15 protein-coding genes are annotated in these 16,175 nt (G+C 45.9%); 8 read left to right on the top strand and 7 right to left on the bottom strand.

What is annotated here, in order from left to right; all coding sequences use genetic code 11:
• Positions 1-23: 23 nt before the first annotated feature.
• Together NC796_RS16645 and NC796_RS16640 are read right to left on the bottom strand one after the other, a co-directional pair.
• On the bottom strand, positions 24-1,322 hold the full coding sequence (locus tag NC796_RS16645; protein WP_310686003.1) for a Glu/Leu/Phe/Val dehydrogenase: 1,299 nt from the start codon (positions 1,320-1,322) through the stop codon (positions 24-26).
• Positions 1,323-1,402: 80 nt separating this feature from the next.
• A complete protein-coding gene (locus NC796_RS16640; protein ID WP_310686002.1) occupies positions 1,403-2,506 on the bottom strand; it encodes a PAS domain-containing sensor histidine kinase in 1,104 nt (367 codons plus the stop codon).
• Between the two features lie 309 nt (positions 2,507-2,815).
• Between NC796_RS16640 and NC796_RS16635 the strand changes: the two genes are divergently transcribed.
• From NC796_RS16635 to NC796_RS16615, 5 genes are all read left to right on the top strand, one after another.
• Complete coding sequence (locus tag NC796_RS16635) at positions 2,816-2,959, top strand: hypothetical protein (RefSeq protein WP_310686001.1); 144 nt, start codon at positions 2,816-2,818, stop codon at positions 2,957-2,959.
• A 78-nt stretch (positions 2,960-3,037) separates the two neighbouring features.
• The gene (locus NC796_RS16630; RefSeq protein ID WP_310686000.1) at positions 3,038-3,256 is read left to right on the top strand and encodes a hypothetical protein; all 219 of its coding nucleotides are present in this window, start codon (positions 3,038-3,040) and stop codon (positions 3,254-3,256) included.
• A gap of 180 nt (positions 3,257-3,436) precedes the next feature.
• Entirely contained in the window at positions 3,437-3,934 is a 498-nt protein-coding gene (locus tag NC796_RS16625; protein WP_310685999.1) for an HNH endonuclease, read from the top strand.
• 294 nt (positions 3,935-4,228) lie between these two features.
• Positions 4,229-5,359, top strand: a complete 1,131-nt coding sequence (gene mnmA / locus NC796_RS16620) for a tRNA 2-thiouridine(34) synthase MnmA (protein WP_310685998.1) — start codon at positions 4,229-4,231, stop codon at positions 5,357-5,359.
• A gap of 173 nt (positions 5,360-5,532) precedes the next feature.
• Positions 5,533-6,288 (top strand): DUF4412 domain-containing protein, encoded by a 756-nt coding sequence (locus tag NC796_RS16615; protein WP_310685997.1) that lies wholly within the window; start codon positions 5,533-5,535, stop codon positions 6,286-6,288.
• 61 nt (positions 6,289-6,349) lie between these two features.
• On the opposite strand, the gene NC796_RS16610 is transcribed toward NC796_RS16615, so the two are convergent.
• On the bottom strand, positions 6,350-7,171 hold the full coding sequence (locus NC796_RS16610) for an anti-sigma factor (RefSeq protein WP_310685995.1): 822 nt from the start codon (positions 7,169-7,171) through the stop codon (positions 6,350-6,352).
• The gene (locus tag NC796_RS16605; protein ID WP_310685993.1) at positions 7,164-7,784 is read right to left on the bottom strand and encodes a sigma-70 family RNA polymerase sigma factor; all 621 of its coding nucleotides are present in this window, start codon (positions 7,782-7,784) and stop codon (positions 7,164-7,166) included. The genes NC796_RS16610 and NC796_RS16605 overlap by 8 nt, the downstream gene beginning before the upstream one ends.
• A 127-nt stretch (positions 7,785-7,911) precedes the next feature.
• Between NC796_RS16605 and NC796_RS16600 the strand changes: the two genes are divergently transcribed.
• Positions 7,912-9,096, top strand: coding sequence for a metallophosphoesterase (locus NC796_RS16600; RefSeq protein WP_310685991.1), 1,185 nt, complete (start codon positions 7,912-7,914; stop codon positions 9,094-9,096).
• Positions 9,097-9,479: 383 nt separating this feature from the next.
• Here the strand turns inward: NC796_RS16600 and NC796_RS16595 are convergent, their stop codons facing one another.
• The 3 genes from NC796_RS16595 to NC796_RS16585 all read right to left on the bottom strand — a co-directional run bounded on the left by NC796_RS16595 (position 9,480) and on the right by NC796_RS16585 (position 14,110).
• On the bottom strand, positions 9,480-11,558 hold the full coding sequence (locus NC796_RS16595) for a thioredoxin domain-containing protein (protein ID WP_310685990.1): 2,079 nt from the start codon (positions 11,556-11,558) through the stop codon (positions 9,480-9,482).
• Positions 11,559-11,570: 12 nt separating this feature from the next.
• The gene (locus tag NC796_RS16590; protein ID WP_310685988.1) at positions 11,571-12,059 is read right to left on the bottom strand and encodes a methylglyoxal synthase; all 489 of its coding nucleotides are present in this window, start codon (positions 12,057-12,059) and stop codon (positions 11,571-11,573) included.
• A 215-nt stretch (positions 12,060-12,274) separates the two neighbouring features.
• Positions 12,275-14,110 carry an adenylate/guanylate cyclase domain-containing protein gene (locus NC796_RS16585; RefSeq protein ID WP_310685986.1) on the bottom strand — a complete coding sequence of 612 codons (1,836 nt, stop codon included), beginning with the start codon at positions 14,108-14,110 and terminating at the stop codon, positions 12,275-12,277.
• 140 nt (positions 14,111-14,250) lie between these two features.
• On the opposite strand from NC796_RS16585, the gene ndk reads away from it, so the two are divergent.
• A complete protein-coding gene (gene ndk / locus NC796_RS16580) occupies positions 14,251-14,682 on the top strand; it encodes a nucleoside-diphosphate kinase (protein WP_310685985.1) in 432 nt (143 codons plus the stop codon).
• Between the two features lie 296 nt (positions 14,683-14,978).
• Positions 14,979-16,148: a DUF1343 domain-containing protein gene (locus NC796_RS16575; protein WP_310685983.1), complete on the top strand. Its 1,170-nt coding sequence runs from the start codon at positions 14,979-14,981 to the stop codon at positions 16,146-16,148.
• The last annotated feature ends 27 nt before the right edge of the window (positions 16,149-16,175 follow it).

Raw genomic sequence — 16,175 nt, 5'->3', positions numbered from 1 at the left:
TGGATATCCGGGAAAAATATTTATTAAGCGTAAATGCCGCGCATTTTCAGTGTCTTGGCCACCTTGTCGATTGCATAAACATAAGCCGCCTGCCGCAGGGTGATATTGTGTTGCTCACTTAGTTGAAACAGGTTGTCAAAGGCATCGCGCATCATGCGATTGAGGCGTCGGTTTACGCGCTCTTCCGTCCAGAAATAACCCTGCCGGTCCTGCACCCATTCAAAGTAAGAAACGGTAACGCCTCCCGCATTTGCAAGGATATCCGGTACCACCATAACGCCGTTGTCCTCAAGGATGGTATCAGCATTGGCCGTAACCGGGCCGTTAGCTCCTTCAGCAATAATCCGGGCCTGTATGTTATCGGCATTCTGTTTACTTATCTGATCCTCTTTGGCAGCGGGGATAAGCACATCACATTTCAATTGCAAAAGTTCTGCATTCGAGATGGACTCCGCCTCGGGAAATCCCTCCAGGGAATTATTATTTCTTTTACTGTACTGGATTGCGGCGGGAATGTCGATGCCGTTTTCGTTATAGTAGCCTCCCGAAATGTCACTGACAGCAATGACTTTTGCACCCAGCTCATACATCAGTTTTGCCGAGATGGAGCCCACATTTCCAAAACCCTGAACGGCAACGGTGCATTTATTCGGAAGAATTGCCAGCTTATTCAGCGCGGCCAGTGTGACAGTGACTACGCCACGTCCCGTCGCTTCTTTTCGACCTTGCGAGCCGCCTAAAAGCGTTGGTTTTCCTGTCACAACAGCCGTTTCGGTGCGGTGGACGTTCATGCTGTAGGTGTCCATAATCCAGGCCATGGTCTGCTCGTTCGTGTTCATATCAGGGGCGGGGATGTCGCGGTCGGGACCAAAAACCTCGAGCATATTCGAGGTATAGCGACGTGTCAGTCGCTCCAGTTCCATTCTTGAAAGCTCTTTGGGATTGCATCGAACACCACCCTTGGCACCACCAAACGGAACATTAACAACGGCACACTTCCACGTCATCCAAGCCGCCAGGGCTTTTACTTCGTCGATATTTACATCCGGGGCGTAACGTATGCCGCCCTTGGAAGGGCCAAGCACATTATCGTGAATTACGCGGTACCCTTCGAACACTTCAATTTCCCCCGAATCCATAATTACCGGTACCGATACAATTACCTGTTTCACGGGACTCGCAAGATATTGAAACATCCCTTCATCCAGTTCCAGCAGTTCTGCGGCAAAACGAAACCGCTCCATCATGGATTCGAAGGGAGATTCCCGGTCCAGCTTGGGACCCGGCTCTTTGTAATATGCAGATGTTTTCTGATTAGGCATAACCGTCTGTATTGGAGTTAATTTATTAACATTATCTTCTCACAACTGGTTCATGACAGGGCTAACTTTGAGTAAATTTATTAATGACCAATATCCCTGAATTTTATTGTAAATGTTGTGCCCTCATCTATTTTGCTTTTGACAGATATCGTTCCGCCCATACTTTTGATGTGATTATACACCAGGTAAAGTCCAATTCCTTTACTGTCCTCATGGTCATGAAATGTCTGGTTGAAACCAAACACTTTATCCTGTTGCTTTTCGCTGTTAAACCCCTGCCCATTATCAGAAAAAATGAGTTGTTTCCGGCCATCGGTAATTTCAGTTTTAATAATAATAACAGGCGCGCGGTCAGGGTGGGCATATTTAATGGAATTGGTAATCAAATTTAGGAAAATGCTCTCCATGTAGCTCCTGTTGAATGTTATTCTTCTGAACCCATTCAATGTAATCTGGAATTTTGTGTTTGAGTCTTCAATAAGAGATTGAAGTGATTGCGTTACGGAATTGAGTACTTTCAACAGATCAATTTCGGTCGCTTTATCCTGAAGTGTGCTCTCATTCTGAAGGTCATCGACATAACTGTCAAGAGTCCTTTTTAAATTTCCCGTAGCGGTTTTTAACAGCTCCAAATACTCCAGTATTTCAGGGTCTTCAATATTGGAAATATCCATCAGGTTAAAAACAGAAAGCAGGTTATTTACGGGAGTTCTAAGGTCGTGAGCCGTTGTGTAATTGAGTCGTTTCAACCGTTGATTGGACTCGGTTAACTCAGCAAGCAGCTGGTTCCTCTTTTCTTCATCTTTCTTTTTGTGGGTAATATTTTTGGCAATTGCATATACCAGTTGATCATCATTTACCGGTATTGAGTTCCAGGAAAGCCAGACAGTTTTGCCATTTTTAGAAATGTAACGGTTCTCAAAATTCAGCAATGGCTTGCCTTGCCTTATGTTATCCCGATGTTTCTCGGTTAGATCACGATCTTCGGGATGAATAAAACTATTGATCGGTTTTGAGAATAATTCTTCTTTTGAATACCCCAGAAGTTTGGTGAGAGCAGGATTTATTTTTTTGAAATAACCATCAAAACCTGCAATGCATAGCAGATAGGGAGATGTTTTAAAAAAAGGTGCGAGTGAGTATTTAGGCTGCTTTTCTGTATCGATGTGTTGCTCGGAATCCATATATCAAAGATTGTTACAGAATAAAGAATTGATTTGGGTACCCGAAAATGCTGCAGTAAAGTTATTTTGAATGCTGGCTTAAGACTCCTAAACAGGTTTCATTTATGTTTACTGTTGGTAAAAAAAGTATAAAAAAATACGCACATCAGTAAGTAGTTAATCCATTCTTTTTTGGAGAAAATGGGTTCTGAATATGCAGAATAAACTTCCAGGTAATATTAAGTTAATATTTGATTGATACTATCGGGTCGGTGTAAAAAGCTGCTAAATGTAATTTCAATCCTAGATTTTTTTAACCAGATATTATCTATGGCTGATTCGGGTTCTGAAGGTTCCTCTTTCAGTATTTCTCTACAAGATCTAATCCCAGGCAGTTTTTACACCATCATCCGACAGGAGCAAACCTTCCTTGACCGTATTCAGCGGGTGGTTGATGAGAAGGCGGATGTGTAAGATGTGCGATCTGCCACGGTGATAGACTTTATTTACGCTGTCATACTGTACTATTTTAAGATTCAGAGCAATATTCCGATGAGTACAACGTGGGTATTTCTCGGGCTCCTTGCCGGACGGGAAATAGCCATGAGCCTGCGCGATGCTGGTGGAAAGGGAAAACCCATTGGCAAAAGCCTGAAGCTGATTAGCAGGGATGTGGGGTATGCACTGATTGGCTTGGCCGTCTCAATAGCCCTGGCTGTCGCCATTAATGAAGAGATAAAAGTGGATGTTTGGAACTTTTTCTTCGGATAACGCTCTTGTTTTAGTAAATAAAACGGTGCTGAGAGCTTCAGGATCCGGTTATTGCGTTATTTGTTGTTGCATTTATGCAAAATAAAATGTTGATTTTACCATTCAAATATGGTAAACGGTGTTTCTTATATACCAAATCCGGGCTCAAATATTTTGTATGATTAACTAAATAGATTGCCTATGGACGCCAACGTATTGGTACTGAATCAAGATTATCAGCCCCTGAGTGTTTGCTCGGTGCAGCGATCGGTTAAACTGCTTTTCATGGACAAGGCAGAAATGATCCATGATTACCCGGATCGCACCATCCGAACGGTTTCCGAGGAGTACTCCTATCCTTCAGTAATACGATTGCGTCGCTACATTAATTTACCATATAACAAGATTGTGCTTTCCCGACGCAACATCATGAAACGAGATCGCAATAAATGCCAGTATTGCGGGGTGGGCAAAAATCTTACCATCGATCACGTGATGCCCAAAAGCCGCGGCGGGAAAGATACCTGGGAAAACCTGGTGACGGCCTGTGACGAATGTAATGTCAAGAAAGGCAACCGCACACCCAAGGAAGCGGGCATGCCGTTGAAGAAAAAGCCGTTCCGCCCGGTGCATATCACCTTCCTGCAATCTATCCTCGGCGGAGTACAAGAAGACTGGAAGCCCTATCTTTATATGTAAGAAGTGCTATGCTTGATTGATATATAAGTATCGGCCCCTACTAATAGCAAATATTATAATTTTGGTAGTGTTGGGGCGCGGTGCACCGTGCCCCAACATAAACACTATCTTTCGCTGGGAACTGTGAGCTTCGAACAGACCATATAAAAGTTGAAAAATTACTCGGAGTCGCAATGAAAAAGCAGCACTTCCCGTTAACGAATTCCGACATGAAAAGGCTTCACATTATTTACACAAAAAAACCTTATATTTTGAGGTTTTCGAATCCCAAAACCCAGTAAGTTTTTTAGATCCATGAAATCAAAAGGACGAGTATTAGTAGCTATGAGCGGTGGAGTTGATTCCTCCGTTACGGCTGTAATGCTCAAAGAACAAGGATATGACGTGATCGGCATTACCATGAAAACGTGGGATTACTCTCGCGTAGGTGGAAAGTCCGATAAGGAAACCGGCTGCTGTACGCTGGAGTCGATGAACGACGCCCGACAGATTGCTGTAAAGCATGGATTTAAGCACTTTATCGTGGATATCCGTGACGAGTTTGGCGACTGGGTTATCGACCGCTTTGTGGATGACTATATGGGCGGGCGAACGCCCAACCCGTGTGTGCTCTGCAATACCCACATCAAATGGGCAGCACTGCTGCGCCGGGCCGATAACCTGGGATGTGATTATATCGCCACAGGACACTATGCCAATGTGCGCGAAGAAAACGGTCGCTATGTGATATCACGAGGCAAAGATCCCCGCAAAGACCAGTCGTATGCGCTGTGGGGCGTGGCACAAAAGCACCTAGAGCGGACGATCTTCCCACTGGGCAGCTACGAAAAAACGGAGATTCGGAACCTGGCCGAAGAATTTGGGCTCACCAAAGTGGCCGACAAGCCGGATTCCTATGAAATCTGCTTTATCCCTGATGACGATTATCATCGTTTCCTGCGAGATCGCGTAGATAACCTGGACGATAAAATCGGTCCGGGCAAGATTATAGACCAGGATGGCGAAGTGGTAGGCCAGCACAAAGGCTACCCGTTCTATACGGTCGGTCAGCGGCGTGGACTTGATATTGCAATGGGATACCCCGTGTATGTGACGGATATCAATGCAGAAGCGAATGTCATTACCATTGGGCGAAAGGAAGACCTGATAAGCACCACTTGCCGGGCCGGGGAGATGAACCTGGTGAAATATGACCGAATCCCTGAAGAGGGCATGGAGGTCACCGGTGCCATCCGTTATAATGATGACGGGGCGATTGGGCACCTGACCCAAATCAATGACAACGAAATGGAAGTCCATTTTCCCGCCGGGCGTGAAGCCATTACTCCGGGGCAGGCAGTGGTCTGTTATGAGGGAAATGATGTTGTTGCCGGAGGCTGGATTCGGAAGGTGAACGTAGAATCCGAGGCTCTGCAGCACGCGTAGATTAGTTATTGGATCTCTTCTTATGTGCGACACACTTCCAAAGTGCGTCGCACATTTTATTTAAAGACTATACGTTTTAGCGAAACACTTCGTTTACTTTTCGGTACAATCCTGACAAAACTTTTGTACTTTTTATCATTCGTTCTCACAAATTTATCACGCAAGGGTCGAATATGATTAAACAACTTGGATATTACGTCATTGGTGCAGTGCTGTTAACACTGATAAGCCTGCCGGCTGCCGCCCAATTTGAAGGGAAAATGGTTTTTAACAGTTATGAAGTTACCCCCGACGGATCACAAAAACAGAACGACCAGTTCTCACTGTTTTTAACGAAAGATCGAATCCTCGTTGAGGGAAAAAACCAGTATAACTTTGTCGGATCAATAAAGACGGAAGGGATTCTTATTCGGCTTGATTTTGAAGACTTTGTGTTTTTAACAGGTGACCAATCTGCCCTGAAGATTTCCAAGCAGGATATCGATTCGATGATGAACATGTTTGGCAATGGAAGTTCAGGCACCGACGGTAGCATGGATCATGAAGTGAATTATGAGCAAACAGGAGAGACCAGGGATATAAACGGCTATAGCTGTGAAAAATTTATTTTCACTGACCGGGAAAACCCCAATGAACATGCAGAAGTGTGGTTGACCGATGAACTCAATATCCACTGGGGGATGCTTGCCGAGCCGTGGGGGAATTCAGACCTTAATCTTTTGGGAGATAAACTTTCATTTGACCTGATTTTCAAGAAAGGATATTTCCCGATGCGAATTGAAGGCTACCGAGATGGAAACTTGCGACAAATCACTGAAATCCAGGAGATAGAAGAGTCAAATGTTGCCCGTGCGATGGTGCAGATTCCACAGGGCGTACAGGTGTTGAGTTTCCAGGATTATCTCTTCAACAAAATGAGCGAACAGTAATTTGTTATTTGTTTATTTGAAACATTTGTTAATTGTGGCTGGTTAACTGGTAACCAATACATTAATTCTCCATATTCCCCATCAGGTACATGTCGCCGGTAGGCTTGGGCATGCCCCCTTTGGGTTCCAGGGTAACCGCAAACGCATTGGTTGATTGCTCATCCGTCGGCTCCATCTGCTCGATTTTGAAGAAGGAGTCGCGATTAGGATCATTAACCGCAAAAAGTCCGGCACTTACGGGTGTATTATTTTTGATAATCCACAGCTGATATTCCTTGTCTGATGGTACCGGGGGCAGGTTGGAGACCTGGAGCAAGGCCTGTCGCTGCTCCGAATCCCATATCACCTTTCCATAGCCATCGGGATTGGCTTCCATCCCCTGCATGACCACCATGTCAACTTCCCGGGCCTCGAGGATAGCCAGCATCTCATTTTTTCGTTCAATCTCGTTCTCCAGTTCGGTAATGGTTTGCTCCCTCTGGGCAAGCTGTTCATTCGTGGCATTTAGCTGGCTGTTAAGGTTGAATGTGTAAAAAAGGAGGCTGAGCGTCACCACGAGCAGGGCAAAGGAGGCCGCGATGGCGAACTTCATTTTATCATAGCCGTCAGAGCTTGTAGCACCGGTCGATTGCTGTTCCTCGATATCTTCATTTACGACTTGCATCAGGCGTTCTTTTACTGCTGCGGGTGGTTCCACTCGGTTGACATTAAATGCCAGGTTATTAGCAGCAGAACGCAGTTTGTGATAGAACTCCTTCTCCTCCTCGTCAGCAGAGGCCAACATCTCCTTGAACTCTGTCCGTTCTTCTGGCTCCAGTGCATTCAGCACATAGCCCGCGCAAAGCTCCTCAAACCGTTCTGTATGTTTGTTTTCGTTAGCCATTTCGGGAAATGTGATCTTCTAAAATGTTTTTCAGTTTTATTAATCCCTGGCGGGTCCTGGTTTTGACGGTGCCAAGGGGAATATCCAGATGCTCCGAAATTTCTGATTGCGTCATACCTCCAAAGTAAGCAACCTTAATTACCTCACGTTGCTTTTCGGGGATCTCCTCCAGTGCTTTCTTAACCAACTCCGCACGATCCGAAAAAATTGTCGTCTCCAGCGGGTCAAACTTATCGCCCTCCAGCGAAAATTCCGGCTCATCCACACTTGTGGAAGCTTTTTCCTGGGTTTTGTACCCCTTTGAGCGAATGCGGTCAATCGCCTTGTTGCGGGTCAGTGTGACAATCCAGCTATAAACATTACCCCGATTCTCATCAAACGTATGCGCTTTCTCCCATATTCTCATAAATACCTCCTGGAGCACATCTTCGGCTTCCTCTCGTTTCTTTACGATTGAGATAATCATCCCGAACAGCAGCGACTTGTAAAGCTCATACAACTCTTCCAGGGCCTTGTTATCTCCGGCCTTGATACGCTTGATCAGCACCCGTTCATGATCGGAATCTTTATGGGTAACTGCACCTAAGGCTACTATTAGATTAAATATACTCACGTTTCATGCTCCACTAAGAAGTACGGATGTTATCAGAAAATGGATTTAACCCAAGAAAAGAAATTTGATCTGTTCAAAAAAATAATATACTGTTTGCCTGACAAATACCAACAAAAGGATAGTGCTTGTGCCCTGGTTACTTAAAATGACACTCTTTGCCGCAACAATAAAAGCAGTCGTAGATCTATACCTCGGATGGCGGCTTATTCGTGCTGTTGATTACCTGAATCCCGCGCCCGGATCCTACATGGGATGGGTGGTGGTTTTGTGCTTTTTGGGATTCTACCTGTTTCCCCTGCATGGATTAACGCGGTACCTCCTTGGTGGCAATGTCGGTATTTTGACCTATTCAAAACCTCTTATCTACCTGTTCTGGTTTGGGTTTGCCTTTTCGTTCCAGGTGTTGATCTGGATTGTGGGAGCCGATATTCTCAAAATACTGGCCAATGCCAACGGGATTAATGCCCCACAGTTAGATCAGCTTTATGCTTATTTAGTGATAGGGTTTTCTGTCATTTTACTTCTCTATACAGGATATAAAATGTATTCTGACACCCTGCGTATAGAGACCGAGACGATCACACACTCCGTAGAGGGACTACCCGGCGACCTGGGTAATTTTAAGATCGCACACATAACCGATATCCAGGCCGATCGATATACCGGCCAAAATCAGGTTTCCAAATATGTGGACAAGGTAAATGAGCAAAATCCGGATATTGTCGTTATTACCGGTGATTTGATCTCATATGGAACCGATTACGTGGAGATGGCCGCCGAGGAGATGGGAAGGATTGAGGCTCCGTATGGGACCTATTTCGTTGTTGGAGATCACGATTACTGGGCTGGTGCCGAAAATATTACTGGGGCACTACGGGAGCACGGCATCAAGATATTGGAAGCTGAAAATGCGAATATCCAGGTGGGCAGTGCCAAGCTCCGGCTTTCGGGATTGACGAACGTGTATAGTAGGGAGGCTCCGGTACATGAAATCAGGAATGTGATGAAAGACAGTACCATCGCCGATCTGCGAGTGATGGCCACACATCAGGTATCTCGCTCAATTATCGAAGAGAGCAAAGAAAAGAAATACGAGATTCTGCTAGCCGGTCATACGCACGGAGGACAGATTCGGGTCCCGCTGTTTTTTACCCAGTTTTCAGCACCCGACTTCGAAACCCGGTATGTGCATGGGCAATACTACGACGGGGATATGCTGATCAACGTGAACAACGGCCTTGGATTTACCCTGTCGCCCGTCAGGTACAACGCACCGCCCAACATTTCGGTGATAACGCTAGAAGGGAAGTAGTCAATTATTTAGCGCTGTTATGGCTCCCGCAGATAGCGCTGATTGCGCAGACTATTTAATTGTTGCCGTAAACATGGCGAACTAATGCCCAGGTTATAATCAATTCACCCGGGGTGAATGAAGTGAAACATGCTTATAAAGCGGGCAAATCTATTTGTTTTAAAATACAATCCATTCATTATCTCTATGAATTATATTATGAGGGGCTTGGTATGAAATGTATTCAAATCTGCGTATCAGACAGGGGTTACACATAATTTCAGACTCTCTCTTTATTAAACATCACTCGGGGTAAGAATACTCGAAAATAAAGAAATAGAAGGCTAATTAGTCGGTCCGGCCTTCATAATTTTTGTTGACTGAGTGACCGTAGTCTGCCGAGTTCATGTTTCTTTAAGAAGCTCGGCCATTTCATCAGCTTCCGTTACCGGCTGCTCACAACTGTAATTCCGGCAGACATAAGCCGTTGCCTTGTCCTCTTTCATGTTTTGTTGCTTGGTATAGGGAGCCAAAGTATGGATGGCATCTTCTTTCGGATCATTGAGGATAACCACTTTATTGGGAATGAAATGAGCGGAGACCTCCTTCAAAAGCTGTTCAGTATCATCCGAATTCCTTTTGCCGGCAATAACAATCTCATAGCTTTCTCCCAGTCCAAAACCGACCGCCTGCAGCATCTGTCCAAAGCCTGTAGGCGCTTCTGAAAGCTGATTGGAGAAAAGACGCCCAATCTGTTCTGCTTTCTCCTCAAGGTCCGTATTTGCCGTTATGCGACCCAGCTGGACCAGGTTCAGCATGGCCACGGAATTTCCAGAGGGCAGGGCGCCGTCATACGCCTCTTTCTTACGGCCCAGCAGCTCTTCACTGTCGTGTGCGGTAAAATAGAATCCACCGTTCTCCTCATCCCAGAACTGCTCCAGCAATATTTCGTTCAACCTGATTGCTTCCTGCAGGTAGTTGGTCTTGAATGTGGCCTCATAAAGCTCCAGCAATCCCCAAACCAGGAATGCATAGTCATCGACGTGCCCGTCGATAGCTGCATCTCCATCACGGTAGCGGTGCAGAAGTGAACCATCTTCTTTTTGAAGCTTCTCCGAGATGAATTGAAAAGCCTGTTCTGCCCGGTCGATGTATTCTTGGTTGCCAAGAACTTTTCCAGCCTTGGCCAGGGCGGCAATTGCCAGCCCGTTCCAGTCAGTAAGGATTTTATCATCCAGGAAAGGACGTACCCGTTTTTCGCGTTCTTTAAAAAGTGTTTGACGTATCGATTCAAGTTTTTCCCGTAACGTTTCGGGTTCCATCTCTCGCTCTTCGGCCAGCTCGCCCAGTGATTTCTGCAGGTGAGGAATGTTCTTCCCAACTCGTTGTCCCGTAGCTTCCTCTTTGAAATTCCCTTCTTGTTCCAAATTGAATACCTCGATGAAGAGCTCTGCCTCTGCAACGGGGAGAAGGTTCCTGATCTCATCAGTACTCCAAACATAGAATTTGCCTTCTTCTCCCTCGCTGTCGGCATCTTCAGCGGAATAAAATCCACCGCTTTTGTCCTGCAAATCCCGGAAAAGGTAGGTGGCAATTTCATCCACGGTTTGTTTAAAAAGTTTATTACCAGTTGCCTGCCAACCTTCCGTGTAGGCCATCATTAGCATTGCCTGGTCGTAAAGCATTTTCTCAAAGTGGGGCAGCAGCCAGCGGGCGTCGGTGGAATAGCGGTGAAAGCCAAACCCTACGTGATCATACACGCCTCCGCATCGCATCGCCTCCAGGGTCTGCTCCACCATGACAAGGGCCTGGTCGTCGCCACTCTGCTTCCAGAGGCGCAGCAGGAACATCAGGTTGTGGGGACTCGGGAATTTCGGGGAATCACCAAATCCACCGTGTTGCCGGTCGAACTGCTGTTTGAACTGATGAAATGCTTTTTTCAGGATGTTTTCATCCAAGGCACCTCCCGGCTTCTGTGCATTTGATTTTTGGAATACATTCGCAATTTCATCGGCTGAGCGATGGATCTTTTTACGGTTTTCGTCCCACAAATTCTTAAGCCAGGGAATCAGTTCCATCATGCCCGGACGCCCCTGTCGGCCGCGTTTTGGGATATACGTCGCAGCATAGAACGGCTTTTTCTCAGGCGTCATGAAAATGGTCAGCGGCCAGCCCCCGCTGCCGGTCATCATCTGGCAGACCGTCATGTAGGTATTGTCGATATCGGGCCGCTCCTCGCGGTCCACCTTTATATTGATGAAGGTGTCGTTCATCAGCTTCGCCACCTCTTCATCCTCAAACGACTCGTGTGCCATTACGTGGCACCAGTGGCATGTGGCGTAGCCAATAGAAAGCAATATTGGTTTATCCTGCTGCTTAGCGGCTTCGAATGCCTCCTTTCCCCAGGCGTACCATTGAACGGGATTATCGGCGTGTTGCTGTAAGTAGGGACTTTTTTCTGCTGCGAGTTGATTTTGAGCCACAGGCTCCTCGGTCTATTTATTAATATCTTTTGAAAAACGCTTGCTATAATCTACAATGTATCGGTCGTAAGTTTCATTCATTAATGGGGAAGAAATTAGGAAATCCGCTGAAGATCGGTTTTGGGCGATCGGGATATTATTCAACACCGCAATTCTGAGAAGTGCTTTAACATCCACATCGTGCGGTTGTGCCTGGAGCGGATCCCAGAAAAAGATCATCATGTCGATCTCATTTTCTGAAATTGCTGCACCGATCTGCAGGTCGCCGCCCAGTGGACCACTTTTAAAACAGTGCACTTTCAGGTCGAGCTTTTCGGAGATCAGGGCGCCGGTGGTACCGGTCCCAAAAAGGTTGTGCTTGCTGAGGCTTTCCGAATTGAATTCGGCCCAGTCCAGAAGATCGCTTTTACGATGGTCATGGGCGATCAGTGCAATATTTTTTTTGCGTCCCATCCGTTTGGATGAGTGGGCAATTGGTGGATCAGTCTGTTTAATGGACATGATGTAAATATTGAATTGAGTATTGTGAATACTGAGACGTTGCAGCCTGAAGGTAGAACATTCGGCTTTAAGTGTAAAAAATATCATTCAGGCCAATAGTAGAGGTAAGTGCGAAAATGCAACTTGATTAAATAACTCTCTGTTTTAGGACGTGTTTAACTTAATAAGGAAGGGAATGTTTCTGTTATGAATACATTTTTATGGAATGACGTCTTTTAAACCACTAACCGTAGAGAAGAATCTTTCAGGGTTACCCTTTTAATAGCAAATTTTTCATTTTCAAATCCCCTTAGGTTTACGTTCAAATCTGTTTGATTAAGGTCAGCATTTGTTCCTTCAACGATATCCAGGGCATCACTGACCGATTCCGAAAGTACAATTTCATCTTCATCTGCAAAATCAACAAGGCGGGATGCAATATTAACCGTAGATCCAAAATAATCGATGTTGTTGTTCAAGTTTACGGCCATACAGCTTCCGTGATGGATTCCGGCCTTGAGCTTCAGGCGCTGACTAAATTCTTCGTGGTTGGAGATCTGCTCGTGTGCCTTCATGAATGCGCGGTACGCGTTGTAGGGACTGCTGAATACCGCCATAACTGAGTCACCAATGGTTTTGACGATGGCACCATTTTCTTCTGCAATGGCATCCTGTAGAATTTCGAAATGTTCAATTACCCGAACTACTGCAGTCTTGTCGCCCTCCTTGTTATACATCCCGGTAGAATCAAACAGGTCAGTAAACATCAGGGTTTGGCTGTCCACGGCGATCTTTTCTCCCTTCCGCAGCACCTCTTTGTCAAACAGGTCGCGAAACAGTTGCAGGGAGGTGACGTCGGCTGCCGTCAGGGCTTGGCTACTCCATTCCACTTTCTCCAGGATAAAGATTTTATTTTTGTTTGTTTCGTTCTGCAATACCAAGTTGGGTTGCGGCGTGATTTCTGCTTTCTCACCATTAAGCCCCGCCTTCTTTAATGAAATCATAATGTTTTCATCCCCGGAATCCGAAACCTGGACATCTGCTGACCCTTTCTGTCCCAATATATGCAGGCGATATTTCCCTTTATCCAGACGAGTTTTCAAGTACCGCTTTTCGCCCGGTTTCAGGTACTGTTTTACCGATATGTGTGCTTTTGTCTGGGGACCGGTGATGCAGTACCGGTCCTCTGAGATCTTGCGAATCAGCGGGTTTGGGCGAAATGTAAGATGAATATTCCGATTGAAATTCACATTAAACTCCTCCTGGCATTCTTCACAAAAGACGGGCTCATGTATTTCGCTCAATGTTTTGCACCGCTGCTGCAGGGAGCGGCACGAGGAGCAGTAGAGATCCCAGTTGAAATTGAGCAGTCCGCACTTGGTGGCATGTAAAAAGACAGAAAGTACTTCCTGGCGGTCCATCTTCCAATGGTCGGACAGTTCATAAGGAGAGATGTGGGCTACATCTATATCCTGGGCATGAGAAATAAAATCGATAAGCCGGGAAACAATAGTTGGTCGTTCAGTCTCTGCATTGAGTTTCAACCGGGCCTCTTCAATCCGTTGACGTCCTCCTCGTACCAAGCGCATTTTCGACTGCTGCTCATATGGAAGATGCTCTTTTTGTATCAGCTGATCGTATGATCGCAGCGTTTTTCTAAGTCTTCGCCGAAACAGGAAATTGAATTTGAGGGGCGTCAAGTAGTAAGCCAATAAATTCCGCGTGGTGACCCAAACCTGGTAATGAATCATTGTTCCCTGTTCATTGGGGTGCAGGTCAACCTGTATCTTTAGTTCTTGGTAAGCCCCATTTTTATAAAGTCGCTTGACGCCAAACCGGTAGGGCCGTTCCCATTCATAGGGTTCCTCCACCCAGGCATCCGAACTTTGCAGACTATTGTAGGAGAGCTGGGTATGACCAAGCCTGGAATCATAGGAAATATCGGAGGGTTGTACCGGTGGAAGTTTTATCTGTCTGTTGAACCGGTTGGTGTCTGATAAGAGCGGCCAAAGTTGTTCTGGTGAAGAAGAGAGCTGCCAATGCCAGTCAAAGTGCAGAATCTGTGAATCCATAAATTGTCTTAATCCCAAGAAGCCTGAACACAATAGCTTACGTTTTCGCGTATTAAATATTAAGCCTTATATTCAATGTCTTTTATTTATAAGAGCAGAAGAAACCCTAACTGTTACAAAATTATAATATCCAATAAACAATGGCAGTAGAACGAACACTTACGATCTTAAAACCTGATTGTGTACGAAAAAAACTAATTGGCGAAGTTACCCGGCGGATACAGGAGGCTGGATTTCGTATTGTAGCCATGAAAATGACCCGGCTTACCCAAGACACTGCAGGTGGATTTTATGCAGTACACAAGGACAAGCCTTTTTATGATGAACTTTGTGAATTTATGAGCAGCGGACCCTGCGTTCCCATGATACTGAAAAAGGAGAATGCGATTGAAGATTTTCGGGAATTTATTGGTGCCACGAATCCCGAAGAGGCCGAAGAGGGAACAATTCGAGCTGATTTTGCCGATAGTGTGGGCGAAAATATTATTCATGGGTCCGATTCCGTCGAAAACGGGAAAATTGAAGCCGCCTACTTCTTTAGTGAAGCTGATGTAGTAGCAAATAAGGCGTAAGCGCATTACGTATTTCTTAAACGCCAGGCTGTTTTTACGGTCTGGCGTTTTTTGTTTTTACAATTTTACTGTTAATACTTTGCATTGATAAAGCATCCAGATTTTGTGCATATTCATTTTCATTGCGTATTTCGTAATGCGTAGTGGTTGAGCCATTATTTAAAAGCAATACGCAATACGAAATACTTCATCAGCTAATCCTTGACACAGTCCTAAGAAATAAGCAGCCTCTGATAACTAATTGCTGGGAAAAAATGCACTTACATCTTTTGTTATTGATATTCTTGATCAGCGTTATGAGTTGTGACGCGAAAGAGGAGCGGAACGCCAAAGCTCAAAAAGTAAAAGTCGGTGCCGAAGTTCTTATCGATAAGCATCTGGATGAGCTTGAGGGCAAGCGCATAGGACTGGTGATGAATCCCACGGCCAGGATAGGTGAGACGCACATGCTCGACACTCTGCTGGCGCTGGATGTAAATGTAACCGCCCTGTTTGCCCCGGAGCATGGATTTCGTGGTGAGGCAGGGGCGGGTGAAGTGATTGAGGATGGGGTTGACCAGGCAACGGGGCTGCCGGTGTATTCACTGTATGGCGACACTAAAAAGCCTACCCCACAGATGCTTGAAAATGTCGATCTTCTGCTGTTCGATATGCAGGATGTGGGCGCTCGTTTTTATACCTATAATGTAACGCTGGGTTTGGTAATTGAAGCTGCGGCGGAATCCGGCGTGCCCATCTGGGTTTTGGATCGGCCTAATCCCGCCGGGGGAGCGTATGTGGCCGGCTGGATGCTGGACCCGGAGTTTGAGTCATTTGTAGGGGCCTATCCCATCCCGATGGCCCACGGGATGACGTTGGGCGAGCTTGCACAGATGATGGTCGGGGAGCGGTGGATTGCGTTTGACCAGAAACCGGAATTCCGAGTAATACCGAATGAACACTGGTCCCGTTCAATGAAATGGCCCGAAACCGGGCTGGAGTGGCATGCCCCGTCACCTAACTTGCCCAGCTTCGAACATGCCTTTATGTACCTGGGAACGGTCTTATTTGAAGGGACATCGATCTCAGAAGGGCGGGGTACGGATGACCCATTTCTGAAAATAGGGGCCCCGGATACTAAAATAGCAGAAGAGGACCTGAATCGTTTTCGTGAACAGTATCCTTCTGTTTTAGTAACGAATATCTCGTTTACCCCGCGCTCCATTCCTGGTAAAGCGAGGTATCCCAAGTTTGAGGATACACAGTGCAAGGGCGTAGAGCTCAGAATTAAAGACTACCAGGAATTTGACCCGGTGCGCTTTGGAGTAGACCTGCTGGAGCTGATGCTCACTTCCACAGAAGGAGCTGAAACCACCGACTTTATATATAGACTGGCCGGATCCAGAGAAGTCACATCATTCAATCCCAACTGGGAACGCCAGGTCATGGAATTTCGTGAGGCGAGGAAGCCCTACCTGATTTATTGATGGGAATGTGTTACGGATAGAAACCTC

The sequence above is a fragment of the Aliifodinibius sp. S!AR15-10 genome, from assembly GCF_031569985.1.
In the GTDB taxonomy this organism is placed as follows: Bacteria; Bacteroidota; Rhodothermia; order Balneolales; family Balneolaceae; genus JAMQKA01.
The sequence above is the reverse complement of the archived record's forward strand: the minus strand, read 5'-3'. Positions and strand labels throughout refer to the sequence as shown.